Below are 26,004 nucleotides of genomic sequence, written 5' to 3'. Positions count from 1 at the left end.
GTTTATCCCGCATGTAAGGTGCCGTAAGTTTCCCACTTCAAGTCCTGAGTTCGTGCAAAGGGTCAAAGTGGGAGAAAACGGCCCCTAAATGCCCGATTGGTTCAAGGGCCTTTAGGTCATACCCTTGTGGTACTAACATTCCGTGTGAAAAGCATTCCACGGAATGAAGTTTCACTTTATCGTATAAGAAAAACTACAGCTTTCGCTAAAGACTTGGCGACAAGCCAAGTTTTTCTAACGTTTTTGTTATTTTGTCCCGGGTAATTATATAATTGTTGGTTCAATTCAGTTGAAAGGGGGTTAAAAAATGGAAGAACCAGAAGTACTTGTTTATATTAGTGACTACAATAAGGAATGCGAAAAAGTAATACAAAACTTAAAAAAGTGGAAGATCCCTTATGAAACAAAAAATATTAATGAAATTAATCATATGAAGGAGTTACAAGATAAAGGTATATACGGCACACCGGCAATATTTATTAAAGGCGTGAAAGAACCAATTCTTGGATTTCAAAAAAACAAAATAAAGTATAGCCTTGGCTTATTAGATAATCACGTATCCTATTACAGTTCATTCTTTGATGGTTATAAAAATGATTCAAAGTAATCACACACATGAAGAAGTAGTCATAAGCTATAAGAAAAGATAAAGAAGGTGTGTAGGAAATGTATTATGGCCCTTATTTTGATTATGTCAATCATAACGATGATGGTTTTCGAAATTATCCTTTTTCTATACCTTATCCACCTTATTTTGAAAATAATCCGGGGCAAATGGATTTCTTTGGGGATATGCAACAAAGCCTACAAGCAAATCAGCAAACTCCTTATGATTACTTCGCCAAGCCACCACAACCAATGAATTGGCCAGGAATAAAATCAGAATCATCCCAACAAAATGCACAACAAAATATAAATCCACAAGCAAATTATCCGCCAAATCAACCACCTGGTCCAGGGCAAGCATTAAATTTAGATAAGATGTTATCTACGGTAGGTCAATTAGCTAATACGTATCACCAAGTTTCCCCAATTTTTAAGCAGTTCGGCTCGTTAATAAAAACATTCAGATGAAAAAGCTGATGTTTCCTTTCATCAGCTTTTTTCATACGTAAGAAAACGAGGAGGTTGATTTAAAGGACTATAAATTAATGGGTTTGATTCTTTTAAGAATGGACAAGGTAAAACGGTAAAGACCTTAGAAGTTCTAGCCAAGAAATTATGCTAATTATGGAAAATAAGGAAAAATAGTTGCATATGTAAAAGGCTGTCATAATTTTTGCCAGAACGGGTAAACAAATATAGACAAGAAAGAGAGGAATCGAGATGATAGCTTGTTTAATTATCCATGGATATACTGGTGGTCCTTATGAAGTGGAGCCTTTGGCAAATTATTTTAAAGAGCATACAGATTGGCATATAGCTGTACCAACCTTACCTGGTCATGGGAGGAGGTTAAATTTAGAAGATGTATCCCATGATGAATGGTTGGAAGCAGCGGAACAAACATTATTGCAATTAAAAAAAACATATAAGACAGTCTATTTGATTGGTTTTTCCATGGGTGGCATGATTGCAGCATACCTCGCTGCCATGCATCATGTAGAAAAGTTGGTCCTTTTAGCTACATCAGGTAAATATTTATCGTTTAAACAAATAGGTTTAGATATTGGAACAGTTATTAAGGATGCGATAAAAGGAGACCTGAAAAAAAACAAACTGTACATTCATTATAAAAAAAAGCTTGGTGCTGTACCATTTCGGGCTAACATCGAATTTTTAAAATTGGTTAGGTTTACCAGACGTTATTTAAATAAAATTCAATCACCTGTACTTATAGCTCAAGGTCAGCAGGATGGGATGGTTCCTTACAAAACAGCTTATTACCTAAATAATGAAATTACATCAGAGGAAAAAGAGGTCGTATTTTTTGAGCGATCGAAGCATTTAATTTGTTTAGGAGAGGATAAGGATACACTTAATCAAATGGTATATTCTTTCCTTACTAAACAAAACAAACATTAGAAAAACTTGGCTTATCGCCAAGTCTTTGGCGAAAGCTATCGTTTTTCTTATTATACTTTCCTATAGTATAAAAAAAGAGTCTGAAATAGTCAGACTCTTTTAAAAAAGCATAGGGATGGATGGGATTATAAGCTTGCTTTCTCCCTAAATTTCTTCTATGTATGGTTGTAAGAAGCGCATTCAGTATCCATCAGTTTACGCTAAAATATTGTGGCCAAACTTATACGTTAGATTAGAATCCTACAAAAAACAAGGGATAACATCGGATGAATCACTGTAAGGTCCATTTCTTTAAGCCGCTAGCAGAAACAATTCTCACTTCACTTATTTATTATGTTTAAAAAATGAAATAACTAGGGCACCTTTTCCGCCGTATGTGGAAATTAATGGACCTGTGTCCATGATATAGGCATCTTTAAACGGGTATTTGCTGCGTATTTCAGACAGCACATTTTTAGCGCGTTCTTCTGCATTACAATGGGATAAGGAGATAACTTTATCTTCAAAGCTCTTTGTATATTCACCAATTTGCTCGATAAACCGTCGGATTGATCTTTTGTCTCCTCTAACCTTTTCCGTAACTTCAATTTCCCCGTCTTCACTTGCACGCATTAGTAATTTGATGTTTAATGTCTTAGCGATTTTTCCTTTTACTCGATCCAGTCGCCCTCCTTGAATTAAATTCTCCAATGTTTTTAGTACAAATAAAGTGGCGGTTTGATCTGCTCGTTTTTGTATATGCTCAACTAATTCAATGAATGTATAGTTTTCTTCTATTTTTGTTATTGCTTCATGAAGTAAGAGTGCAATTCCACATGATGCCGTCTTTGTATTGATTACAGCAATGGTTCGCTCTGGTTCTTCCTCTAATAGCATATTCATCCCAGTAACTGCATTTTCATACGTACTGCTTAACCCTTTTGTTAAGCTGAGCATTAAAATCGGCGCTTGTTTATCCACTTGTTTATACGCTTCATAAAAATCATGTGGGCTAGGTGCAGAGGATCTCGGCAATTCCTTCGTTTCTTCTATTTTCTTATAAAAAGAAGGAAGATCCATATCCACCCCAGCTCTGTATTGCTTATCACTAAAATGTAAATAAAGCGGCACTTGAATAATATCAGCTTTACGTGCTAGACGCTCTGGAATATCAGCTCCGCCATCTGTCATTAATTGAATGTTCATATGCTCACCCATTTCGTGTAATTTAATCATGTTGTTCTTTTTTGGAAATCGTTAAGGTTGACTTACGATTAGTACTGAGGATAAATAAAAATAGCCCAAATAACACGATCGTACCACCTAGTAATTGGAATGCTGTGATCTTTTCGTTCAAGATAAAATAGGCCAGAATGGAGGCGCCTACGGGCTCGAATACAATTGCCATGGAAATCGTTGAAGTACTCAACCATTTTAGTGCCCAATTAAACAGGGTATGGCCTAAAAAAGTTGGGAAAATAGCTAAAGCTAGAAATATCCACCAGTGGTCAGCTGGATAACCGATAAATGAATTGCCCAGCATGAGGTTATACATAATTAATGTAATGGAACTTATACCATATACAACAAAGGTATAGGTCATGATAGACAAATTTCTTCTAACTTGTTGTCCAAGCAAAAAATATGCCGTTACCGTTACAGCTCCAAGTAATGCCAATATATCGCCAAACAAGGCTGTTCCACTAATCTGAAAGTCTCCCCAGCTGATAATAATACTCCCAATTAGCGCAATAAGCATACTAATAATTGCACCATATGAAAAACGTTCCTTAAAGAAAAAATAGGTTCCCAAAAAAGCAAAAATAGGTTGAAGCGTTACTAAAACAACTGAGCTTGCTACCGAGGTGTAATTTAACGATTCAAACCATAATATAAAGTGAAAGGCTAAAAAAACGCCTGCAAAAATGGAAAAGATCCAATCTTTTCGATTTATTTGTTTTATTTCATGACGGTATTTCCTCAAAATAATCGGAGCCATTAACAGCACAGCTAATAAAAGCCGGTAATTGGCAATAATTGCAGCCGGTGCTTGGTCTGCTAACTTTACAAAAATGGCTGAAGTAGAGACAGATATGACTCCGATGGTTACTGCAATATATGGATTAAATGGAGGAAGGCGCATTCAAAACCTCCTTATCTTATTTGTATTCTATATAAATAAGTAGTACATATCTAATATATTTTACCACGGTTAGAATAAAAAATCATTTATCTAATTAGTATCATTATAAAAAATATGTTATGATATTCTTTGCATGAGTTCACGTGAGGCCTCTTACCATTCGGTGAAGCCTTTTTGTACTTTAGGAAGTAAAAAACACATTCTATGATAAGTGCGTGTTCAAAGAGGAACTAAGATTTTTTTTGTCTTTCCCCTTCTTTTGAATAACCTCGGAAAAACATGAATTTAGAAATACGCTTTATTTATATTCCCTTGTGGTCAAAAAGGTGTAAAAAGACCTGAGAAGTTCAAGGTGAAGTTTTGGCGAAGAGAATGATAAACAAGCCGTCAGAAACAGACTAACGAAGAAACTACATGTGTCATTTCCTTAACTTTTTGAACAACCTCTTTAAATAATTACATTTAGTATGATACGACTGCATTTTTGGGAACTATATTAAGAACTAAAGTATATAGAAGCGTCCAAGGCCTCTTGTTATAATAAAATTTTTTACAAAAAAAGGAGTAGAGGAATAGGTGACAACATTTAAAGAATTAGGCATCTCCAATCCGATAATGAAGGCATTGGAAAAAATGGGATTTGAAGAAGCCACCCCAATTCAAGCGGAGACCATTCCACTTGCGCTTGAGGGCAATGATATGATTGGACAGGCTCAGACAGGTACAGGAAAGACAGCCGCATTCGGAATACCAATGATAGAAAAATTAAATGCAAAACTACGTAAAATTCAAGGTTTAGTAGTAGCTCCTACCAGAGAGCTTGCTATACAGGTAGCTGAAGAGCTAAACCGTCTTGGAAAATTTAAAGGTATTCGTGCGTTTGCAGTGTATGGCGGTCAACATATGGAACGGCAAATCCGTGCATTAAAAGACGGTCCACAAATTGTTGTAGCAACACCAGGAAGATTGCTGGATCATATGCGCAGAAGAACAATACGCACAGATTATATTCGTATTGCTGTTTTAGATGAAGCAGATGAAATGTTAAATATGGGGTTTATTGATGATATTCGCGATATTCTAAAACAAATACCAGAAGAACGTCAAACCTTACTTTTCTCAGCAACTATGCCTAAAGAAATACGCGATATTGCTACAAATTTAATGAAAAACCCAAAAGAAATAAAAATCAAAGCCAAAGAAATGACCGTAGAGAATATTGACCAATATTTTATCGAGATACCGGAAAAATATAAATTTGATACGTTAAATAACCATTTAGATATCCATTCTCCTGATCTCGCAATTGTATTTAGCCGTACGAAAAAACGTGTTGATGAAATTACGGAAGGCTTACAGGCTAGAGGCTATCGAGCAGAAGGAATCCATGGCGATTTAACACAAGGAAAACGGATGTCCGTTCTCAATAAGTTTAAACATGGTCGAATTGATGTGTTAGTCGCAACAGATGTTGCTGCAAGAGGTTTGGATATTTCTGGTGTTACGCATGTTTATAATTTCGACATACCACAGGATCCAGAAAGCTATGTTCATCGAATTGGACGAACTGGGCGTGCAGGACGTACGGGTGAGGCTATTTCGTTTATTACTCCAAGAGAAATGGCACATTTACAATTGATTGAAAAAGTAACGAAAAGTAAAATGAAACGGATGGCTCCACCGACATACCATGATGCGCAAAAAGGACAACAGCAAGTAACAGTAAGTAAAATAATTGAAACGGTTGAAACAAAGGACTTGAAAGATTACCACCAAGCAGCTAATCAATTATTAGAAGATCATGATTCCATTAGCGTTATTGCTGCAGCATTGAAGTTGCTCACGAAAGAACGGAAGGATACTCCAGTTAAAATTTCTTCTGTAGCACCAGTAAGCGTGAAGAAAGCAAAGAGCATAAAGGATAATCGCAGGTCGAATAACAAGCGTTTTTATGGTAAACGCAGTCAGAGTGGACGTGGTGGCCAAAGCGGACGCAATCAGGGTGGCCGTAATCGGAAGGGTAATTTTCAAAAACGAAGAAACAGAGATTACTAATATGAAAAAAGCTTCTTTCAAAAAAAGAAGCTTTTTTTCGTTGTACTATAGGAAAGTATTAAACTTTAGGCTTTATCCCGCATGTAAGGTGCCGTAAGACTCCTGCTTCAAGAGCCTTTAGTCGATACAAAGGGTCAAAGTGGGAGAAAACGGCACCTAAATACCCGATTGGTTCAAGGGCCTTTAGGTCATACCCTTGTGGTACTAACCTTCAGTAGGAGAGGGAAGAAAACTCCTACTGAATGAAGTTTCACTTTATCGCATAAGAAAAACTACAGCTTTCGCCATAAAGACTTGGCGATAAGCCAAGTTTTTCTAATCTAAGAAACAATAGTAGTTTCTACATGATGGATATCTTTTTGCAAACGAGCTAGCTTATGTACTTGAGCTGTAGCAAACTTCGCTCTTCCGCTTAGGATGAGTCAACACCGGCTTGAATCTAAAGGAAGGCCGATTAAAGGCGGCTTGCCGCTTAGGTGTCGACATTCCTCGATTTTAGGGCATGTTTTTCTTTATTCCGAATGTAAGGGGGGGCCGTATTTCTCTAATTTGAAAAGCCTGCTTAAATGACAACTTAAAAGAGAAATGGCTCACAAGGTTAGTGGATTTTGGCAACAAAATAACTTAAACTGAAACTAGTTTGGTTTAGGTCATATACATAATTGAGCCTGAGTGTTAGTTCAGATATTTGTAGGTAAGGACATTAATGGCTTATTTCAAAGGTGATTCCTGCTAGCTTAAAAAGGGGGGATGGTTCGATAAAAATAACACTTCGAATTTCAATTTTCGTTTGAAAGTATAAAATCTTTTCATAGAAGTTAGTCCAACGTAACCAAAATTTTTACTCGTATGTAAAAAAACATATTGCGTTAAGCATCTGTTATTATTCTTGACGACATTAGGATTTCACTTTAAATTGTTCAAAGTAGTACAATTAGGCAGTCTCCTGTACGCCAAACTTTCTTTAGTGCTGGTTTCTTGCTGTATATCCAGTCGAAGCTACGTCACCTCTCTTTTTTAGCTCCTTTTTGAACAAGACTTATAACTATATTGGCGTAAAGGCGAACAAAATCAAAAGAAAGGGTGAAACAATGAGACAACCTCCTAAGCATGAAATAGCTAAAGATGCGATTAAGGTGTGGAAAATAACGTCAGCAATTTATTTTGCAATTATAATTGTAGTAGGTGAACTGATTGTTAGTTTTCTCTTTGATTTTTTTTCGTGGTATAACGGGTTAGCTCTAGTAGTGACTGTTCTACTAGGATATATATGTACGTTTGTGGTCCCTAAACTTCGCTGGAGACGCTGGCGGTATGAGTTGTTTGATCAAGAAATATATGTACAGCATGGTATATTAATTGTCTCTAGAACGCTCGTTCCGATGGCGCGGGTTCAGCATGTGGATACGAAACAAGGTCCAATACTAAAGCGGTATGGCTTGGCAAGTGTAACGATTTCAACGGCAGCAACAGTACATGAAATACCAGCATTAAACGAGGAAGATGCTTCGATTTTAAGAGATCATATTTCTGAGTTAGCGAGGACGGAAGACGATGATGTATAAACCAAGACGTATGCATCCTGCTGTGATTATCTTTAAAGTCATTCATTTATTTTCATATCGCGAGGTTATTATACCAATTATTGTTTCATTTATTTCGTTTTCGAAAGATTACTTTTTATATGTCGTTAGTGGCATCGCGTTACTACTCGTTATTTTTACCGCATTTAGTATTATTTTTTGGCTTCGTTTTACCTATGTTGTAACAGATGACGAGCTACAAATGGAGTGGGGAATATTTGTTCGCAAAAAAAGATATATATCTAAAGGGAGAATACAATCGATTGATCTAACAGTTAATGTTCTCCATCGAATTTTTAAGCTGGCAAGGGTACAAATTGAAACAGCTGGATCAGGAAAAGAAGCAGAGGCTTCGTTAACGGCTGTAAAACTAACAGAAGCAGAGCGGTTGCATAAAGAATTAAAAGGATATTCTAAAACTGCTGCTTTAAAACAACAGGATGTCGAAACTCAAGTACCATTTCATCAAATTTCCAATAAACGCTTATTTATTGCCGGAACAACTTCTGGTAGTATCGGTTTCCTTTTAGCTATTATCGCTTTTTTCTTTTCTGAAGTAGAGCAATTTATTCCAAAACATGTTTACGATGATACGCTTAACTGGATTATAAGTCTAAGTGTACTTCTTTTAATCATCGTTATAAGCAGCATCTTATTGATTCTTTGGTTACTTGGAATCGCTGGTACGATGATTAAATTTTGGAACTTTAGAATTGAAAGGCATGAAAATGAATTATTTATCACTCGCGGCTTATTCGAAAAAAAACAAACAACGATACCTTTAAAGCGAATTCAGGCAATTGGAATGGAAGAAAGTATTTTCCGACAGCCATTTGGCTATGCTACCATTTTTGCTGAGGTGGCTGGCAATGTTGAGGATAGTGGAGGAGCTTTTGTGCTGTATCCGCTGTTGAAAAAGAAAGAAGTCGAGGAATTATTATCAAGCCTTTTACCTGCCTATACATTACCAAAAGGACAAATCCAAACACTTCCTAATCGGGCATTAAAATATTATTTATTACGAGCTTGTGTACCTATGGTTTTAATTAGTATAGCTATTCTTATCTTTTTACCAACCTTTAGCTGGACAGCTCTTATATTATTGGCAGTAGGGATCTGGTTTGGTTATTTACGCTATCGTGATGCGGGATTTCTGCTGGAAAAGGAGCGGATAATACTTACATATCGAAAATGGTATAAACAGACGTTGATTATTTTTCACAAACGAATTCAAACTATGGGAAAACAACAGCATATCATCCATCGAAAACAGCATTTAGCAAACATCGAAGCATCTATTCTTGGAAATTATAGCTTAGGTAGTCATTATAAAATTAAAGATTTAGAGGAAAGAGATGTGGATCACATAGCATCCTGGTATTCCTATCGAAAACGGTCTTCCTCAAAAATGTAACGAAGAATTATGATTGTGATGTTTAACGTTTGTAAGTTACTAAAATTGGATTTTAACCTTGAAGTATTTAAAGATTGTAACTTATAATTTAACGGACCATCCAAGGCTTCCACTTTTCATGGATGGTCCGTTTCAACCGTCTCCATACTAACGAGGTTGTTAGACTTGCCAATCTGAAAGCTGGGGAGTGTAAAGAAGTAAAGTAAAGATATTGACAACGACAAAAACGATAGGTGTCCCGATAAAGGAAAGGGGGCAGTTATTTAAATAATTTTCGCATGAATATAACTAGCTTCTTTCCTTGTTAAGAATGACAATCAGATTTTGTTCCAGCAATAAGGAAACGTTACGCATTCTGAAGAAAATACGCTTTCCTTTTAGAAGACTTGTGATCTGATTCGTTCTTCTTAGGAGGGTCATCTCTCACTAAAGCAAATTTATATGATATAGGATGTTGGTGTGTTGTCTGCTTTTAAACGCAAGATATCATTAGGAGTCTCGAAAATATAATCCGCTTCGATAAATTTAGAAGTTGAAGTTAACCCCCAAGCAGCTACCCCAAAATCTACGCCTGCTGCTTTAGCACAGCGCATATCATAGATGGAATCTCCAATGTAAATGGCTTCATGTTTTTTAATTTTTAATAATTGTAAAGCAAATAATAAAGGATCTGGATTAGGTTTATGTTTTTCTGTATCATCTGCACAGACAACAGTTTTAAAATAAGGAGCGATCCTTAGTTTTTTAAATCCTGCTTGCAATTCCTTTCTGTTTTGGGAAGTTACAATAGCTAAGTTTGGTAGTTGTTCAAGAACCTCCGTTATTCCAGGAAATATAGGGACATTTTCCATAAATGGTTTCTGCTTTTCAAGCCAACTATGGAGTGCGGTTGGAATGTCTCCAATTTCCAAGATTTCTAAGGTTCTTAATCCGGGTATACCTATTGAAAAACGAAGTTCTTCTAACGTTTTATTTATTCCTATCTCTTTTAACGCTGCTTGTAACGCTTCAAGACCAATTGTTTCTGAATCGATAATCGTTCCATCTAAGTCAAAAATAAATGTGTGATACAAGTTGCTCATCTCCTTTTTTGTTGTTTGATATTAAGTTTAGAAGATGAAACGCATTTCAGGTCAACACATTTTATAGTCTCTTTATATTCATGATGGCATGAGAGTATGAATGGTGCGTTATGTTAGCAAGTTAAAGTAAAAATGCTATTCTTAATATGATCCATTCGTTTGGAAAATAAGAGTGGCCGTTATACATATTGCAGGTAGTGGGAATGGACTGTAAGAAGGGTTGACTAATTTTTCTTTTATACAAGGGGGAAACTATATTCCCCACGCAATAAAAGAATTTTTTACAAGGATAAGAAAGCAATAATTATGTTTCCTGTATAACCGCTATAGATGAGAGTTGACACAAATTCCATTTGTATTTTTAAATGGAGGCTCGTTGAATAATTTTATATGATGTTTTTACTTTAGCTGAAGATTTTTTTACTGCAAGCTCAAACGCCTGCTCACCAACTTTTCCTAAACGATGATGAAGCGTTGAAATTCCGAGAGCGACCCCGATTGGCTGATTTTCTTGACCGATAATTGCAATGTCTCGCGGCACATGAAAGCCAATGGATTTTGCATACTGATAAATGGCGCCGGCTACCTCATCGCCGTTAGCAAAGATTGCAGTAGGCCGATTTTTTAATGCTAACAATGTTTTAGCTGCTTTATAACCATCTTCAAAGCAAAAGCAGTTTGAAATATGCAGTTCTGGATTAACATGGCCAATAACAGATTCATAAGCGGCAATTGTTTGTCTTGTACTTAAGCTTTCAGCGGCTTCTCTTGCGGTAGTAAAAGCAATGGTTGTATATCCTTTATTTTTTAATGTTTTAAAGACATCGATATAAGATGCGTAGCGATCCAAATATGAACAACCGATTTCCTTGAACTCCGTATATTCACAAGAAATGATGGTACCGTATTTAGTAAAAGGAATGATTTTATCCCAGCTGTTTGACCTGGAAGTTATAATTATCGCATCCAGCAGTTTATTTTTAAGCATTGCTAAATATTCCAGTTCTTTTTGCTTGTTATATTTTGTTGGAAGAACGGCAACAGAATAATCAAGTTCAGTGGATTTATTAAAAATGCCATGTAGCATTTGATCAAATGCCTGATTATTGTTATACGGAATAATAACACCAATCATTCTCGTCTCTCCTCGTATCAAATCAATAGCATTTCTATTCGGAGTGTAGTTCAATTCTTTGATTATTTGTTGTACTCGTTTTCTCTTTTCTTCCGATACATATTTATGGTTATTTAATACTCTGGAGACAGTCGAAACAGAAACATCAGCTAATTTAGCAATTTCATAAATATTTGCCATATATTTTTCTCCTCCTAATGCGTTTTTTAATGGTCTATGGCAATTGTTTTAAGCTAACGGTAGAGTTTTGGGAGAAAGATCGTATTTAAAAAGTTAAGGATTGGTTCTCTATGTCCAACTAATATTAAGAGAACTCCGCAAATAAAGTTTCACAATACCAAGCATTAACTGGTAGTCATTCATTTAGACTGCTTTCAAAATAAAAACATGGCGATATTTGATTATGGACTATAAATAGACATCAAAAAAACCGGCTAAAGAGTCCTAGTAATGCTAAAACACCTAAAATAATCCACAAAATGTTTTTCTTTGCCGAACGTGGAAACAGGCGCTTTTCCCAACGGTTAGGATCGAATTGAATGCTGTCATCATCATTTTTATAACTTCTTCGTCTTACTAAAGAAGCCCAAGGGTTATATGCTTTAGCACCAGCTAAGACGACCGGGGCTATAATGAATCCGCCAATAAATCCAAAGATATGACCATAAATATTTATATTTGGACGAATGAATGTCATTATTAGTCCAATGACTAATATGGTTGTTATTATTTGTGAACTTACTTGATCAATTAAATGCTTACGAAAGGACACCATAAATAGATAAATACCAAATAAACCAAATATAGCTCCAGAAGCTCCAACATGAGTAAAAAAGTAGTTAGATGGTGCAAACAGATAGGTTCCTATATTACCAATCAGTCCTGCAAGCAGATAGGCGAGAGTAAACTTACTTCTTCCTAACATTTGTTCTAGAGCCGGTCCAAATAACACGAGTGAAAAGGAATTGAACAGTACGTGCATTAAATCGGCATGAAGAAAAATTGGCGTAATTAGTCTCCAATATTCCCCTTGGGAAATAAAGTAATTATTACCCTCGCCTAATTGATAAATGATTATTCCAATAGGTAACTGTAGGAAGTTAATCATGAACCATAACACTAGATGGATGATAACTAATGCAGAGACAACCGGATAAGATTGCATAAATTCTTTTATACTTCTTTCGTTTCGAATAAACATTGGACTCCTCCAAATAGTTTTTTTCAAATGAAGCGATCAATGGATTGGCTGAGTGAAATCGATTAATTTTATATAGATATTTTGATTCTAGCGTTGTTTTAAATATACATGCTTTTTATCCCTGTTTCTAGCGGGTGGTAAAATTCGCTTATTTAAGGTTCATGTATATTAGGATGAGTCTAAGAACAAAAGCCAGAAGTACTCGGTTAGGCATACAAACAGGAGATCTTCTGATGAGATAGAGGAAATATGCCTCTAAAACAGGGGTATGCCAACGGCTGAGCGGCAAGCCCGCTTTTAATCAGCCTTCCCTTAGATCCGTGTCGATGTTAACTTATCGCAGGAAGAAGATCGAAGTATATTGTAGTTGACCGCTTAAGCTTACGAAGATACTTTTCAAAAAGATTATCCACCATGTAGAAACGAATATAAATTCGAAAACAACAAGGAGAGAATACCGCCTAAGCTCACAATTATTGGTTCAAGGTCGAAAAGTTCCCTTAAATTTGATTAAAGAAAACTATTTTCTAATTTCTAGGATGTTACATTTAGATTTTATAACTCGTTATTTTTTGTAGAAATAAGAAAGCTCTTATTAATCTTTAGAATATATTTTCATACAGTAAGATCATAAATAGTTTTCTCTACACGTTAAAATAAAATTAACATGTAGGGACTTCGACGTTGTAAAGATTTCAAGGATTTAAGTATAAGTGCAACTAAGCAAACGCCTGCGCTACGTTGGTCGCTAGCCAAGTTTTCTTTATACGTTAAATAAATAAACATAGAAGCAGATTCAATGTTGTAAAGATTTTAAGGATTTAAGTATAAGTGCAACTAAGCAATCGACTGCGCTCCGCTTGCCGCTAGCCAAGTTTTCTTTATACGTTAAATAAACATAGAAGCAGATTCAATGTTGTAAAGATTTTAAGGTAATAAGTATAAGTGCAACTAGGCAATCGACTGCGCTCCGCTTGCCGCTAGCCAAGTTTTCTTTATACGTTAAATAAATAAACGTAGAAGCAGATTCAGTGTTGTAAAGATTTTAAGGATTTAAGTATAAGTGCAACTAGGCAATCGTCTGCGCTCCGCTTGCCGCTAGCCAAGTTTTCTTTATCATACCATAATTATTACTTATTATTACAGTATAATTATGAAATAAGAGCAGGGTGACATTCCTTCTTAGAAGACGTTTTAGCACTATTGTATCGAACAAAGTAAAGTGAGAAAAAATTTAATTTAAATGTCTGATTTGGGCTATTCCTATTTTCCTGTGAATAGAGGTTTAAAAATGCATGTAATTATTTTGTGAAAGAGGTAGAAGAGTTATGATTAAAGGGATTGGAATTGATATAATAGAATTGTATCGGATTAAACAAAATCTTGAGAGAAACTGCCGATTTATTGAGCGTATTTTAACACCAAAGGAAAGAGAAATTTATGCTTCGTTAAAAACTGATAAAAGGAAGGTAGAGTTTGTTGCCGGAAGATTTGCAGCAAAGGAGGCTTTTTCTAAGGCAGCTGGTACTGGGATTGGAAAGTTAAGTTTTCAGGATATGGAAGTGCAAATATTAAAAAGTGGTGCACCTCATCTATATGTAAAAGGATTTGAACAAACTAATTTATTTTTATCAATCAGCCATACAAGAGAATATGCTGCTGCTCAAGTTATTATCGAAGAGCGTTAAAAAAGCGATTAAAAAATGACTGATTATGGTTCTAAAACAAGATCTGTAAATGCATAATCACTTAGGTTGTCTCATATTATTTTAGTGCGGGTAGGAGGGAACAGATTTGTATATTGTCACCGCGAAAGAAATGTACGATATCGATCATTTCGCAATGCATGCGATCGGTTTAGATGGGAAGCTGTTGATGGAAAATGCCGGACGAGCAGTTGCTGAAAAAGTAACTTGTAAAATCTCCAAGGAAGATAAAATATGTGTGCTGGTAGGAGCAGGGAATAATGGAGGGGATGGATTTGTTATCGCACGTACGTTGCTCGATGACGCGTATGATGTAAACGTGTTACAAATAGTTCCAGATGAAAAGATAACTGGTGATGCCCATTACCATAAGCAAGTTTATGAAAACTGTGGAGGTACTTTATTAAAGTTTGCTGGAGAAGATGTACGTGCGATTAAAGAAGCTAATGTGTTAATTGATGCAATGATCGGAATTGGTGTAGATGGTGATTTGCGCGAACCCTTTGCATCATTGGTTCCGTTTATCAATAAGCAAAAACAAAAGCTTATCATCTCTGTTGACATTCCATCCGGACTCCCAGCGAATGAAGGTGTGGAAGCTTATACTGCTATTAAAGCAGATCACACGATTATTATCGGTGCACCAAAGCTAAGTGTTTTTCTTAATGACACGTTTTCTTATTATGGATCTTGGGAGGTTGTCTCCATTGGTTTGCCTACATTAGCCTTCAAGCAACATACAACTAAATCTGTTTGGAATTTAAAAGATGTGAAAAGAAGTCTTCCAAAAAGAGAGCCGAATGACCATAAAGGCAAGCATGGAAAAGGTATTATCATTGGTGGGTGTATAGGAATGCCCGGAGCACTGTCCATGTCGATACGTGCTGCATTAAAAGCTGGTGCCGGTTTAATTACCGGAGCTACTTCGGAAAAGGTAATCCAAGCCGTAGCTGCAAATTGTGTAGAAGCAATGTATATGGTTCTATCTGAGAAAAATGGGTTTCTTGATAATCAAGCGAATCTTATTTTGAGCGGTTATCATGCTGTAGCTATTGGGATGGGGATTGGGAGAAAAACTTGGACAGGAGAGCTTGTTCAGAATGTAATCGATAATGCTAACTGTCCTCTTATTATTGATGCAGACGGTTTATATCACTTATCACAAGCTTTAAGCAAGTTAAAAGAACGAGATCAACCTACTGTTATTACACCACATCCAGGAGAAATGGCCATGCTGTTAGGAGTATCCATTCAGGAACTGCTACAAAATCCGTTTCGATATGCAAGCGAATTTGCAAAAGAATACCGTACTTATGTGGTGTTAAAAGGACAGTATACCATGATAACTTCTCCGGATGGGAAACAAGCGGTAAACCAAACAGGTAATCCTGGGCTTTCCAAAGGTGGAAGCGGGGATGTGTTAACGGGCATTATTCTAGCTATGATCATGCAAAAACAAGATCTGTTTCAAGCTTTATGTAATGCATGTTTTATACACGGTCTGTCTGCAGATTTATTAGTTATCCAACAGCATTCTGAACATGATCTATTGGCAAGCGATGTGATCAATGGAATATCGGCTGCATATCGTATGATTTCTGACGAGGTATAAGGTGATAAGGTTCCCTTTGTTTTAACTGAGACAAGGGAGATATGTCCATGAAGAAGAAAATCGGTAGTTTGATTATTTTAATGAGCTTCGTATTGTTATTGTCAGCATGTGGAGAGAAATCGCAAGAAGATGTTATAGCAGATTTAAAAGAAAATATGGAAAAAATGGACGGGTACAAAGCAAAAGCTGAAATGAACATGAATACAGGCCAGGAACAGCAAACATTCCAGATTGACATCTGGCATAAGAAAAAAGACATGTATCGAGTTGGCTTGTCAAGTCAAGATGATGACAAGGGCAATCAAATAATTTTAAAAAATAAAGATGGTGTGTTTGTCTTAACACCTGCATTAAAGAAAAGCTTTAAGTTTCAAGCGGAATGGCCACAAAATAGCAGTCAACCGTATCTTTATCAATCATTAATCAATGATATCAAAAAGGATAAGGAAGCCAAATTTGAAGTAACAGATGCACACTATGTTTTTAAAACGAAAACAAATTATCAAAGTAACAACAATTTACCTTATCAGGAAATTTACCTTGATAAGAAATCATTAAAGCCAGTGCAAGTAAAAGTTCTAGACAAAGATAAAAAAGCTTTGGTGGATGTAACTTTTTCTACTTTTGATCAAAAAGCCAAATTTGCAGACGATGATTTTTCTATGAAAAAAAATATGGGAAGTGAAAAAGCTGAAGAAACTACTGCAACAGCTGGTGAACAGCCGCTCACGGTTTACTATCCTTCTTACATGGCAGGAGCTCAACTAACAGAAAAGAAAGAGACGTCTACGGATCAAGGAGATCGAGTCATCTTAACGTTTGAAGGTGATAAGAGCTTTACTTTAATTGAAGAACAAGCAAAACCTCAAACAGCGATGAATTCTCCAAATGAAGTAAAGGGGGAAATTGTTAACCTGGGATTTGCGGTGGGAGCCATGACTGAAAACTCCGTGGAATGGACTCATAATGGTGTCGATTTTATGTTGGCCAGTGAAGATCTGACAAAAGAAGAACTGATTGAAGTAGCTAAATCTGTTACAAATAAAGAAGTGAAATAAATGTTAGGCTAGATAGCAGACTCTTATCATATAAAGAGTCTGCTTTTTACATGGTGAAATGTAATGTGCTGTAAATAGAAAAGTACAGTCATACTATCCGTTTTTGAGATAAGCTCATAAGGGTAGTTTGTTTTTTCATTTTGCAAGATGTAGTACAATCTGTATAAAGGGAGAAATAGTTCTAAACGATAAATAACGGATTTAAATGCTTATAAGTTAAGCTTAATAGCATAGAGAAATGTGTATATTTAAACACGCATGGTAATTATTGTAAATGAGCTTAATTATAATTTATTTTACATGATTAGAAGTAAAATAAAAATAGTATCATTTAGGCTAAGTTTACCCCGCAATTAAGCTCGGCGGAGGCTTCAGCGGGGGATAATGCCACCTAAAGCATTTAAAAAATAACGTAAGGAGTTAGAAAATTGGATTTACATAGAAATACATGGATAGAAATAGATCTGGATGCAATTGCATATAATATAAAACAAATAAAGAAAAAGCTGTCAACTGAAACAAAAGTAATGGCAGTAGTAAAAGCCGATGGATACGGCCATGGCAGTATACAAGTTGCGAAGAAGGCTTTGGAAGCCGGAGCAGATTATTTAGCAGTAGCACTGTTGGAAGAAGCCATTAAATTGCGGAAAGCGTCCATTACTGCTCCTATTTTAGTACTTGGATGGGTTCCGCCAGAATCTGCTGTAGAAGCCTGTAATAATGAAATAACGCTTACTTTTTTTCAAAAAGAATGGTTGGATGAGGTGAGTACGTATTCGCTTCCTAAGCCGCTTCATCTTCATTTGAAAGTTGATACGGGTATGGGGAGGATAGGGATAAGAACGGAAAAAGAACTAGATCCTATTTTAGAAGCATTAAAAAATAATCGAAGCATATATTTAACAGGAGTATTCACGCATTTTGCTACAGCCGATGAATTAGACATAACCTATTTTAACAAACAGCAATCACGTTTTACCCATTTCCTTTCTAAATTAAAGGAGCGCTGGCAAGGAAACCTCGATGTCCATGTTAGTAATAGCGCTAGTGCGATACGTTTTCCCGCTGAAATGTATGACTATATTCGGTTTGGCATAGCCATGTATGGCTTGTATCCATCTAATGCAGTAAAAGAAAAGGGGGAGATAGAGTTAAAGCAAGCTTTCTCTTTACACAGTAAACTTGTTCACGTTAAACAAATCCAGCCAGGTGATTGTATTAGCTATGGATGCACATATAAAGCAAGACAACAAGAATGGATAGGTACGGTTCCAATTGGTTATGGAGATGGATGGCTGCGCAGAATGCAAGGCTTTTCTGTTTTGGTCAATGGAAAAAGAATGCCGATAATAGGTAGAATTTGTATGGATCAAACAATGGTGAGGTTGGATAAAGCGTATCCTGTTGGTACAAAGATAACGTTCATTGGTCGTCAAAATGAGGCATTTATTTCCATGGATGAAGTGTCTAAATATGCTGAAACGATTAATTATGAAATCCCTTGTGTAATAAACAACCGTGTTCCGAGAATCTACAAAGGTCTTTAAAGAGCTCGTCTGTAATAAGGTATTCTACACTATATACCACGTCGTATAAAAAATAAACGACAAAACAAATGATTTTTCGGAAAAAATTCCTACAACCCTTTGCAAATGGGCGAATTCAATGATATTATTAAAATTGAATTTTACAAAGTTCGTTCAACAGTTGGCGGAGGTGTATGGTTTTGTCAGAAAGCTTACAAGAAGTTTTAGTTAAAATACCGAAAAACCTGTTAAATGAGGTGGATGGTCTGGTGAAATATGAGAACAGTGATTTGAGTGATTTCATTTGTCAGGCAACAAGAAACTATCTTCAGCAAAAACGAGATGAGCATTTTCGACGATTTCGTGAAACCATGGAAAAGGGTTATGCAGAAATGGGCCGCATTAATTTGACAATTGCTTCAGAAGCTTTCCAAGCTGAAGAGGAGGCAAAAAACACCTTGGAACGTTCTGTGATCGGGGTGTAACCATTTGATCGTGCAAAGAGGCGAAGTATATTTCGCTGACCTTTCCCCTGTTGTCGGGTCAGAACAGGGAGGCGTCCGCCCGGTATTGATCCTGCAAAATGATATCGGGAATCGTTTCAGTCCTACCGTTATTGTTGCTGCTATTACAGCGCAAATTCAAAAAGCCAAGCTCCCAACACATGTGGAGATTGATGCAAAACGATATGGGTTTGATCGTGATTCCGTTATTTTGCTAGAGCAGATTAGAACACTTGATAAACAAAGGCTAACAGATAGAATAACAAAATTGGATAAAGAAATGATGTTTAAGATCAATCAGGCATTGGAAATCAGTTTAGGACTGAAGGATATGTATGGTCAATAGTACCCTTGTGTTATTACAAGGGTATTTTTGTGTTGAAAATTCTGCGTGTGAGGTGCCGCAAATATCTAAATATTATACAGATTGTCAAAAAAAGAATAAGAGAAGCAAAACGGCGTCTGAAAGATTGATTGGTTCGCATCGAACAGGAGGAATTATGAAGGGACATCGCGTTTTTTCAAGATAAGAAAAACCTCGATAGTGAGACATGATATGCAGAAAAAGTGTTTCCTTTTCCAAGGGTGCTTGAGATTTTAGCCTTGTTCCACTTCAAGAAGAAAAGCACTGCGTAAAATAAAGTTTCACTTTATCCCGCATGTAAGGTGCCGTAAGACTCCCACTTCAAGAGCCTTGAGTGGATACAAAAGGTCTAAAAGTGGGAGAAAACGGCACCTAAATGCCCGATTCGTTCAAGCTAACATTCCGTAGGAGCTGGAAGAAAACTCCTACGGAATGAAGTTTCACTTTATCCATTTTTTGTTTCTATGTTACAATTATTGTTGATAACTTTAGAAAAAAGTACAATTTTAGGGCTTTGAAGCAGCTCTATAACATGACTTAGAATAAAAATTATATTTTAATTAAGTGGGGGTAAGGAAATGGACGAGAAGTTTAAAAAGATTGCAATCGATAATAGTGATGCCATTGTACAAATGTGGCTGGAAGAAATAAATTCATTAAAAAGTGATAATTATACAGCTAGTATTTCTGAAGAACTATTTGATAGTACTAATAGAGAATTTGTGAATGTGATATTTACAAGCATAAAAAATGCTGGTTTTTCAAAAGCAGTTGAGAACTTTTCTGAAAAGATTATTAATCTTGGATGGCCTTTAAGTTATATTACCGACGGCTTACAAGTGTTTCGTAGAGTTACAATTGATTATATTTTAAGTCAAACAGAGCAAATAGGTTCTACATTTATTTCTAATGTATTAGAAAGTGTAGATAATTGGGTTGAACCTCTAATTCGTCAGCTCGTTAATGAATATTCAGGAAGTTGGGAGAACACGGTGTCGTTACAAAGGGTAGCTCTTCAAGAGTTATCAGCTCCGTTAATTCCTGTGATGGACGGTATTACAATTATGCCTTTAATCGGAACGATCGATACGGAACGGGCAAAATTAATTATGGAAAACCTGCTTGATGGCGCGATTAAACATAATTCGGAAGTTGTTTTGATGGATATAACGGGTGTTCCAGTTGTTGATACAATGGTTGCTCATCATATTATTCAAGCGGCAGAAGCAGTACGCTTAATCGGTGCAACATGTATCCTTGTAGGAATCCGTCCGGAAATTGCCCAAACCATTGTTAATTTAGGGATCGATTTAAGTAAATTCCCAACGAAAAGTTCTTTAAAGAAAGGCTTTGAAAGAGCTCTTGAAATAACGAATCGTCAAGTTGTCGATATTGAAAGTAAAGAGGATAGTATTGAGCAATTAATTCAATCATTGAAAGGAGAGTGATGATGATGCGAATACCCATATTAAAGCTACATAATTATTTATTAATCTCCATACAGACAGAGATTGATGATCAAACAGCTATCCAATTTCAAGAGGATTTATTAGATAAGATTCATAAGAACGGCTCAACTGGAGTGGTTATTGATTTAACATCGGTTGATATTATTGATTCATTTATTGCCAAAGTGCTTGGTGATGTTGTTACAATGTCAGATTTAATGGGGGCGAAGGTAGTTTTAACAGGTATTCAGCCTGCAGTTGCTGTAACTTTATTAGATTTAGGAATTCATTTAAAAAATGTGTCAACTGCATTAAATTTAGAGCAAGGCCTTATTAAACTCTACCAGGAATTGGGGGAATAGTGGATGCAACCTCAATCTTGTGTGAATATAAAAAAAGAATGGGATATAGTAGGTGCAAGACAGTTAGGTAGAGATATTGCGAAGAAATTAGGTTTTGGAACCGTCGACCAAGCACGTATTGCAACAACGATATCGGAGCTGGCAAGAAATATTTATCTATATGCAGATCACGGCCAAATATGTTTTGAAGTGATCCATACAGTCGAGCATAAAGGAATCTGCATTATTGCCATTGATGTAGGCCCCGGGATTGTAGATATCGGACAAGCGTTAGAAGATGGCTATTCAACCTCCGGAGGTTTGGGAGCTGGATTGCCAGGTGTCAAAAGGTTAATGGATGAATTTGACATCCGAACAGAGGTCGGTAAGGGAACACGAGTGAAAGTAATTAAATGGTTAAGGTAGTTGTTCTAATTTGAAATGGTAAAAAAGAGAGTATGCTGTGAAGGCTTTTATCTATACGGATCTTAGATATGAGTCTGACAGCTTCCTTTTATTTGGAGTTAATTCACTAATTGATGGATGAGGTACAGTAAAGAGTTTGTAACCATTCAGTTGTTTTGGCTACGATGGATAGTGAGGGGGAAAATAATGGAGAGTATACTGAAATTAGATGCAGAAACTTATAAAGTATTAATGAAGCGTTATATTGAAACAAGAGATGAGCGCTCCCTTTATGAAATTGAACAGGCTAGTAAATCTTTTATAAAGAATAATATTTTGCCAGATGAAATCGTTAATATGCATATTCAGGCCCTCGAAGACTTATATCCTAATTTAAGTGAGGGTATTAAATATTCCATGAATTTTCTGTTAGAGGCGATGATTGCATATGGAATTGCTCATCGAGAGTATCAACAGCTTCGGGAAAAACAGTCAGAGTTAAAATCAGAAATATCGGTAGCGGCTAGTATGCAGGAAACGCTTTTAGAGACCAAAAAGCCAGATATTCAGGGGTTGGATATAGGTGTTATTAGTATGCCTGCTCATCAAATGAATGGAGACTATCATCATTTTGTAAAAGGTAGAGATGGATCATTAGGAATTGCTATAGCTGATGTTATAGGAAAAGGGATTCCCGCTGCGCTTTGCATGTCAATGATTAAGTATGCCATGGACAGTTACCCTGAAGATGCGATGACACCAAAAGCAATTCTTGTTAACATGAACCGAGTTGTTGAAAGAAATGTTGATCCCAGCATGTTTATTACAATGTTTTATGCACAATACCTTCCCTTTGAAAATACACTCCGTTATGCCTCAGCAGGTCACGAACCTGGTTTTTATTACAATGCAAAGCAAGACATATTTACTGAACTAAAAACAAAAGGTCTTGTTTTAGGTGTAACCCCAGATACAACTTATCCGCAATATGAACTTAAAATTGAACAAGGGGATATGGTCATTCTATTGACAGATGGAGTTACAGAGTGCAGAGATGGTGAACGATTTATTGAACGCCAAGAAGTGTTAGATGTGATTAGAAAGTATATTCATCTACCAGCTCAACAGATGGTTAATCAAGTTTTTAAATATTTTGAGCGTTTACAGGACTTTGAACTGCGAGATGATTTTACTTTACTAATTATAAGAAGAGAAGTTTAACAGATTGTTTTAATGGGTAAATGTAAGCAGGATCTAAACAACAATCCAAAAAATATGTTTATGTACATATTCTATATATTCGGCGCTGTAAACCACTCTTTAAATAGAGTGGAAAAGAAAAAACGGCGACTAACCTGATTGCTTCGGGAAAAAGGAAGCAGCAATAGATGTGCACGAATAAGAAGCGTTTTTCTTTTTCGAGGACAAGAAAAAACTTCGGCAGCGACACACGCAATATTTTCAAAGTTGTCGATCAAAATGCGTTGAATAGAACAGAGTATGCTTCGATAGCAATACACCGCCATTTTTCAAGGGCTCCCAAGTTTTCAGACTTTGTTCCACTTCAAGGAGAAAAACACTCCTAGAACGAAGTTTCACTTTTCTAATACTATAGGAAAGTATAAAATTTTAGGGTTTATCCCGCATGTAAGGTGCCGTAAGTTTCCCACTTCAAGTCCTGAGTTCGTGCAAAGGAGCTAAGTCGGAGAAAACGGCTCCTAAATGCCCGATTGGTTCAAGGGCCTTTAGGTCATACCCTTGTGGTACTAACATTCCGTGTAAAAAGCATTCCACGGAATGAAGTTTCACTTTATCGTATAAGAAAAACTACAGCTGTCGCTAAAGACTTGGCGACAAGCCAAGGTTTTTCTAATATTTCGTAGCCAAAGATCGTCTACGAAATCAAGTTTCACATATATAGGAGGAGAAATATGAATCTAACTATTAAAATCACAGATGAACCAAATAAGTCTATTGTCCACTTATCTGGAGAAATAGATGCATATACTGCCCCAAATTTGAAAGAAACGTTAATTCCCCTTACACAACAAAAAGGCAGGATAGTGGAGGTTGACTTAGAAAAAGTAAGTTATATGGATAGTACAGGTTTAGGTATTTTTATTAGTGCACTTAAATCAACAAAGGAGCATGATAGTAAGTTAATATTAGTAAATATACAGGAACGTGTACTGCGCTTGTTTAAAATTACAGGGTTAGATGAGATTATGGATGTAAATGCTGCGATTCGGGGTGGAAGTGAATAATGGAGAAATTTGATTTTATTGAACTGAAGGTTCCAGCAAAGGCGGAGTATATTGGTGTTGTGAGGTTAAGTATTTCCGGAATAGCCAATCGTATGGGCTTTTCTTATGAGGATATTGAAGATTTAAAAGTAGCCATTTCTGAAGCAATTACGAATACCGTCAATCATGCTTATCATGATGGTGAAGGTGAAGTTACGATCGGTTTTGGTGTCTACGATGATCGCTTAGAAATTATGGTGGCAGATCGTGGTGACAGTTTCAGTCTAAATGAAATAAAGGATAGTATTGGCCCATATAACGAAACGGAATCAATTGAAGATTTACGAGAAGGAGGGTTTGGTCTGTTCTTAATTAATGCATTAATGGATAAAGTTCAAATCAATAATAGTTATGGTGTCATTGTACTAATGACGAAGTATATAAATGAAACTGAGGTGGGCTTTGATGACGACCAAATCTCAACCACACAATAACGGAAGGGATGAGGTTTACCAATTAATTGAATCATTGCAAAAGGAGCCCACGAATGAGCAATTGCAAGAGAAATTTGTTCTGATATACAAGGATCTTGTCGAATCAATCGCTCGTAAGTATTCAAAAAATAGTGCTATTCATGAAGATCTTGTCCAAGTGGGAATGATCGGACTATTAGCTGCAGTACGCCGATATGATTCAACATTCGGTAAATCTTTTGAATCTTTTGCAATACCTACAATTATTGGAGAAATAAAACGCTTTATCCGTGATAAAACATGGAGTGTACATGTTCCAAGGCGAATAAAGGAATTAGGACCAAAAATAAAAAAAGCAGTAGATATTTTAACGGCACAAAACCAAAAATCACCATCCATTAAAGAATTAGCAGACTATCTAGAAGTGTCAGAGGAAGAAATATTAGAAACAATGGAGATGGGAAAAAGCTACAAAGCACTTTCGGTTGATCGAAAAATTGAAGCAGATTCAGATGGGAGTACCGTTGCTATTTTGGATTTAGTAGGAAATGAAGAACGTGGGTACGATCATGTCGATCAAAAGATGCTGCTAGAAAAAATATTTCCAATTTTATCTGAAAGAGAACAACAAATTTTACATTATACTTATTTTGAAAATAAGAGCCAAAAGGAAACAGGGGAACTGTTAGGGATTTCACAGATGCATGTTTCAAGACTTCAACGCCGCTCATTACGGAAGCTAAGAGAAGCTATTCAGATGGAAAGCACGGAGGTCTTTGATTAGTATGAAACATGTAGATGTGTCTGTCTTCCAACAAGCGAAGGTCGGTAACTATCATTGTGGAGACAGTTATTTTTATAAAGAAACAGAGCGTGAATTTGTTTGTGCCATTGCGGACGGATTAGGAAGTGGTGAGTTTGCCAAGGAATCCTCACAAATTGTTATTGATATTATTAAAGAAAATATGAATACTAATATTGAAACGATTATAAAAAAGTGCAATGAACAATTACATGGAAAACGTGGTGTTGTTGTTGGTATTCTCAAAATTGATTTCCAAACAGCAATGTATTCCTTTTCTTCCATAGGTAATATAGGTATTTTAATCATTACAGAAAACCAGAAGAAAAAGCGTAATATTCCCAATGCCGGCTATTTAGCTGGATACCATTGTTCGTTTAAAGTTATTCGAGAAAAGCTACAGCCAAACATGATGTTTTTAATGTTTTCTGATGGTGTAACGGATAAAGATTTGTCACAAAAGTATTTAACGACCAAAAATGCTCAGGAGATTACGCATATATTCAAGCATATAAACGATTCCCCTAGACATGATGATACTACTTTAATAGCTATGCATTATAAAAGAGCTGACTAAGACTGCAGCTCTTATTTTTTGTCTAGGAAACTAAATTTTTTTCTGTATGGTCATAGCTTTTTTGGAAGTAGCATCGTCTAGTTAAGCGCCTGTGCTGCAAGCAAACTTTGATTTCCTTTGTTTGATAAGTCAACATCGGCTTATGTTTTGTGCATCTTTTAAGAGAAACGGCACCTAAATGCCCGATTGGTTCATCTAACATTTCTTGGAAAAAGCATTCCAAGAAATGAAGTTTCACTTTATCCCGCATGTAAGGTGCCGTAAGACTCCCACATCAAGACCTGAGTTGCAGAAGGATCTAAGTGTGAGAAACGGCACCTAAATGCCCG

At 36.2% G+C, this 26,004-nt stretch carries 25 protein-coding genes; 20 read left to right on the top strand and 5 right to left on the bottom strand.

Annotated features, from left to right (window positions below):
- The first annotated feature begins 307 nt into the window (after positions 1–307).
- The 3 genes from JNUCC74_RS15845 to JNUCC74_RS15835 all read left to right on the top strand — a co-directional run bounded on the left by JNUCC74_RS15845 (position 308) and on the right by JNUCC74_RS15835 (position 2,025).
- On the top strand, positions 308–607 hold the full coding sequence (locus JNUCC74_RS15845) for a glutaredoxin domain-containing protein (protein ID WP_454066082.1): 300 nt from the start codon (positions 308–310) through the stop codon (positions 605–607).
- A 59-nt stretch (positions 608–666) separates the two neighbouring features.
- Positions 667–1,074, top strand: a complete 408-nt coding sequence (locus JNUCC74_RS15840; protein WP_454066081.1) for a hypothetical protein — start codon at positions 667–669, stop codon at positions 1,072–1,074.
- Positions 1,075–1,326: 252 nt separating this feature from the next.
- Entirely contained in the window at positions 1,327–2,025 is a 699-nt protein-coding gene (locus JNUCC74_RS15835; protein ID WP_454066080.1) for an alpha/beta hydrolase, read from the top strand.
- Between the two features lie 324 nt (positions 2,026–2,349).
- Here JNUCC74_RS15835 and JNUCC74_RS15830 read toward each other — a convergent pair whose 3' ends face one another.
- Positions 2,350–3,210 (bottom strand): DegV family protein, encoded by an 861-nt coding sequence (locus JNUCC74_RS15830; protein ID WP_454066079.1) that lies wholly within the window; start codon positions 3,208–3,210, stop codon positions 2,350–2,352.
- Positions 3,211–3,232: 22 nt separating this feature from the next.
- Positions 3,233–4,147 (bottom strand): DMT family transporter, encoded by a 915-nt coding sequence (locus JNUCC74_RS15825; RefSeq protein ID WP_454066078.1) that lies wholly within the window; start codon positions 4,145–4,147, stop codon positions 3,233–3,235.
- 576 nt (positions 4,148–4,723) lie between these two features.
- On the opposite strand from JNUCC74_RS15825, the gene JNUCC74_RS15820 reads away from it, so the two are divergent.
- From JNUCC74_RS15820 to JNUCC74_RS15810, 3 genes are all read left to right on the top strand, one after another.
- Positions 4,724–6,202 (top strand): DEAD/DEAH box helicase, encoded by a 1,479-nt coding sequence (locus JNUCC74_RS15820; RefSeq protein WP_454066077.1) that lies wholly within the window; start codon positions 4,724–4,726, stop codon positions 6,200–6,202.
- 1,091 nt (positions 6,203–7,293) lie between these two features.
- Positions 7,294–7,767 carry a PH domain-containing protein gene (locus JNUCC74_RS15815; RefSeq protein ID WP_454066076.1) on the top strand — a complete coding sequence of 158 codons (474 nt, stop codon included), beginning with the start codon at positions 7,294–7,296 and terminating at the stop codon, positions 7,765–7,767.
- The gene (locus JNUCC74_RS15810; RefSeq protein ID WP_454066075.1) at positions 7,757–9,199 is read left to right on the top strand and encodes a PH domain-containing protein; all 1,443 of its coding nucleotides are present in this window, start codon (positions 7,757–7,759) and stop codon (positions 9,197–9,199) included. Before JNUCC74_RS15815 ends, JNUCC74_RS15810 begins: the two co-directional genes overlap by 11 nt.
- Positions 9,200–9,636: 437 nt before the next feature.
- Here the strand turns inward: JNUCC74_RS15810 and JNUCC74_RS15805 are convergent, their stop codons facing one another.
- From JNUCC74_RS15805 to JNUCC74_RS15795, 3 genes are all read right to left on the bottom strand, one after another.
- Entirely contained in the window at positions 9,637–10,272 is a 636-nt protein-coding gene (locus JNUCC74_RS15805) for an HAD family hydrolase (RefSeq protein ID WP_454066074.1), read from the bottom strand.
- A gap of 370 nt (positions 10,273–10,642) precedes the next feature.
- A complete protein-coding gene (locus tag JNUCC74_RS15800; RefSeq protein WP_454066073.1) occupies positions 10,643–11,596 on the bottom strand; it encodes a LacI family DNA-binding transcriptional regulator in 954 nt (317 codons plus the stop codon).
- Positions 11,597–11,837: 241 nt separating this feature from the next.
- On the bottom strand, positions 11,838–12,617 hold the full coding sequence (locus JNUCC74_RS15795) for a rhomboid family intramembrane serine protease (protein ID WP_454066072.1): 780 nt from the start codon (positions 12,615–12,617) through the stop codon (positions 11,838–11,840).
- A gap of 1,328 nt (positions 12,618–13,945) precedes the next feature.
- Between JNUCC74_RS15795 and acpS the strand changes: the two genes are divergently transcribed.
- The 14 genes from acpS (at position 13,946) to JNUCC74_RS15725 (ending at position 25,675) form a co-directional block, all read left to right on the top strand.
- A complete protein-coding gene (acpS, locus tag JNUCC74_RS15790; RefSeq protein WP_454066071.1) occupies positions 13,946–14,305 on the top strand; it encodes a holo-ACP synthase in 360 nt (119 codons plus the stop codon).
- A gap of 106 nt (positions 14,306–14,411) precedes the next feature.
- Positions 14,412–15,935, top strand: a complete 1,524-nt coding sequence (locus JNUCC74_RS15785; RefSeq protein ID WP_454066070.1) for an NAD(P)H-hydrate dehydratase — start codon at positions 14,412–14,414, stop codon at positions 15,933–15,935.
- Positions 15,936–15,982: 47 nt separating this feature from the next.
- Positions 15,983–16,993, top strand: a complete 1,011-nt coding sequence (locus JNUCC74_RS15780; protein WP_454066069.1) for a LolA family protein — start codon at positions 15,983–15,985, stop codon at positions 16,991–16,993.
- A gap of 428 nt (positions 16,994–17,421) precedes the next feature.
- Positions 17,422–18,540: an alanine racemase gene (gene alr, locus JNUCC74_RS15775; protein ID WP_454066068.1), complete on the top strand. Its 1,119-nt coding sequence runs from the start codon at positions 17,422–17,424 to the stop codon at positions 18,538–18,540.
- Between the two features lie 179 nt (positions 18,541–18,719).
- Positions 18,720–19,004, top strand: a complete 285-nt coding sequence (locus JNUCC74_RS15770) for a CopG family ribbon-helix-helix protein (protein WP_077318368.1) — start codon at positions 18,720–18,722, stop codon at positions 19,002–19,004.
- A gap of 4 nt (positions 19,005–19,008) precedes the next feature.
- Positions 19,009–19,368, top strand: coding sequence for a type II toxin-antitoxin system PemK/MazF family toxin (locus tag JNUCC74_RS15765; protein ID WP_454066067.1), 360 nt, complete (start codon positions 19,009–19,011; stop codon positions 19,366–19,368).
- Positions 19,369–19,964: 596 nt separating this feature from the next.
- Positions 19,965–20,834, top strand: a complete 870-nt coding sequence (locus JNUCC74_RS15760; RefSeq protein WP_077318366.1) for an RsbT co-antagonist protein RsbRA — start codon at positions 19,965–19,967, stop codon at positions 20,832–20,834.
- A 5-nt stretch (positions 20,835–20,839) separates the two neighbouring features.
- Positions 20,840–21,196, top strand: coding sequence for an STAS domain-containing protein (locus JNUCC74_RS15755; protein WP_077318365.1), 357 nt, complete (start codon positions 20,840–20,842; stop codon positions 21,194–21,196).
- 3 nt (positions 21,197–21,199) lie between these two features.
- Complete coding sequence (locus tag JNUCC74_RS15750) at positions 21,200–21,601, top strand: anti-sigma regulatory factor (RefSeq protein ID WP_077318364.1); 402 nt, start codon at positions 21,200–21,202, stop codon at positions 21,599–21,601.
- A 186-nt stretch (positions 21,602–21,787) separates the two neighbouring features.
- Entirely contained in the window at positions 21,788–22,801 is a 1,014-nt protein-coding gene (locus JNUCC74_RS15745; protein WP_454066066.1) for a SpoIIE family protein phosphatase, read from the top strand.
- Positions 22,802–23,511: 710 nt separating this feature from the next.
- Positions 23,512–23,844, top strand: coding sequence for an STAS domain-containing protein (locus JNUCC74_RS15740; protein ID WP_454066065.1), 333 nt, complete (start codon positions 23,512–23,514; stop codon positions 23,842–23,844).
- Positions 23,844–24,317, top strand: a complete 474-nt coding sequence (gene rsbW / locus JNUCC74_RS15735) for an anti-sigma B factor RsbW (protein WP_077318361.1) — start codon at positions 23,844–23,846, stop codon at positions 24,315–24,317. The genes JNUCC74_RS15740 and rsbW overlap by 1 nt, the downstream gene beginning before the upstream one ends.
- Complete coding sequence (sigB, locus tag JNUCC74_RS15730; protein ID WP_077318360.1) at positions 24,289–25,080, top strand: RNA polymerase sigma factor SigB; 792 nt, start codon at positions 24,289–24,291, stop codon at positions 25,078–25,080. Before rsbW ends, sigB begins: the two co-directional genes overlap by 29 nt.
- Position 25,081: 1 nt before the next feature.
- On the top strand, positions 25,082–25,675 hold the full coding sequence (locus JNUCC74_RS15725; protein ID WP_179104291.1) for a SpoIIE family protein phosphatase: 594 nt from the start codon (positions 25,082–25,084) through the stop codon (positions 25,673–25,675).
- The last annotated feature ends 329 nt before the right edge of the window (positions 25,676–26,004 follow it).

This window comes from Cerasibacillus sp. JNUCC 74, from assembly GCF_053667775.1.
This window is presented reverse-complemented; position numbering and strand designations above follow the sequence as displayed.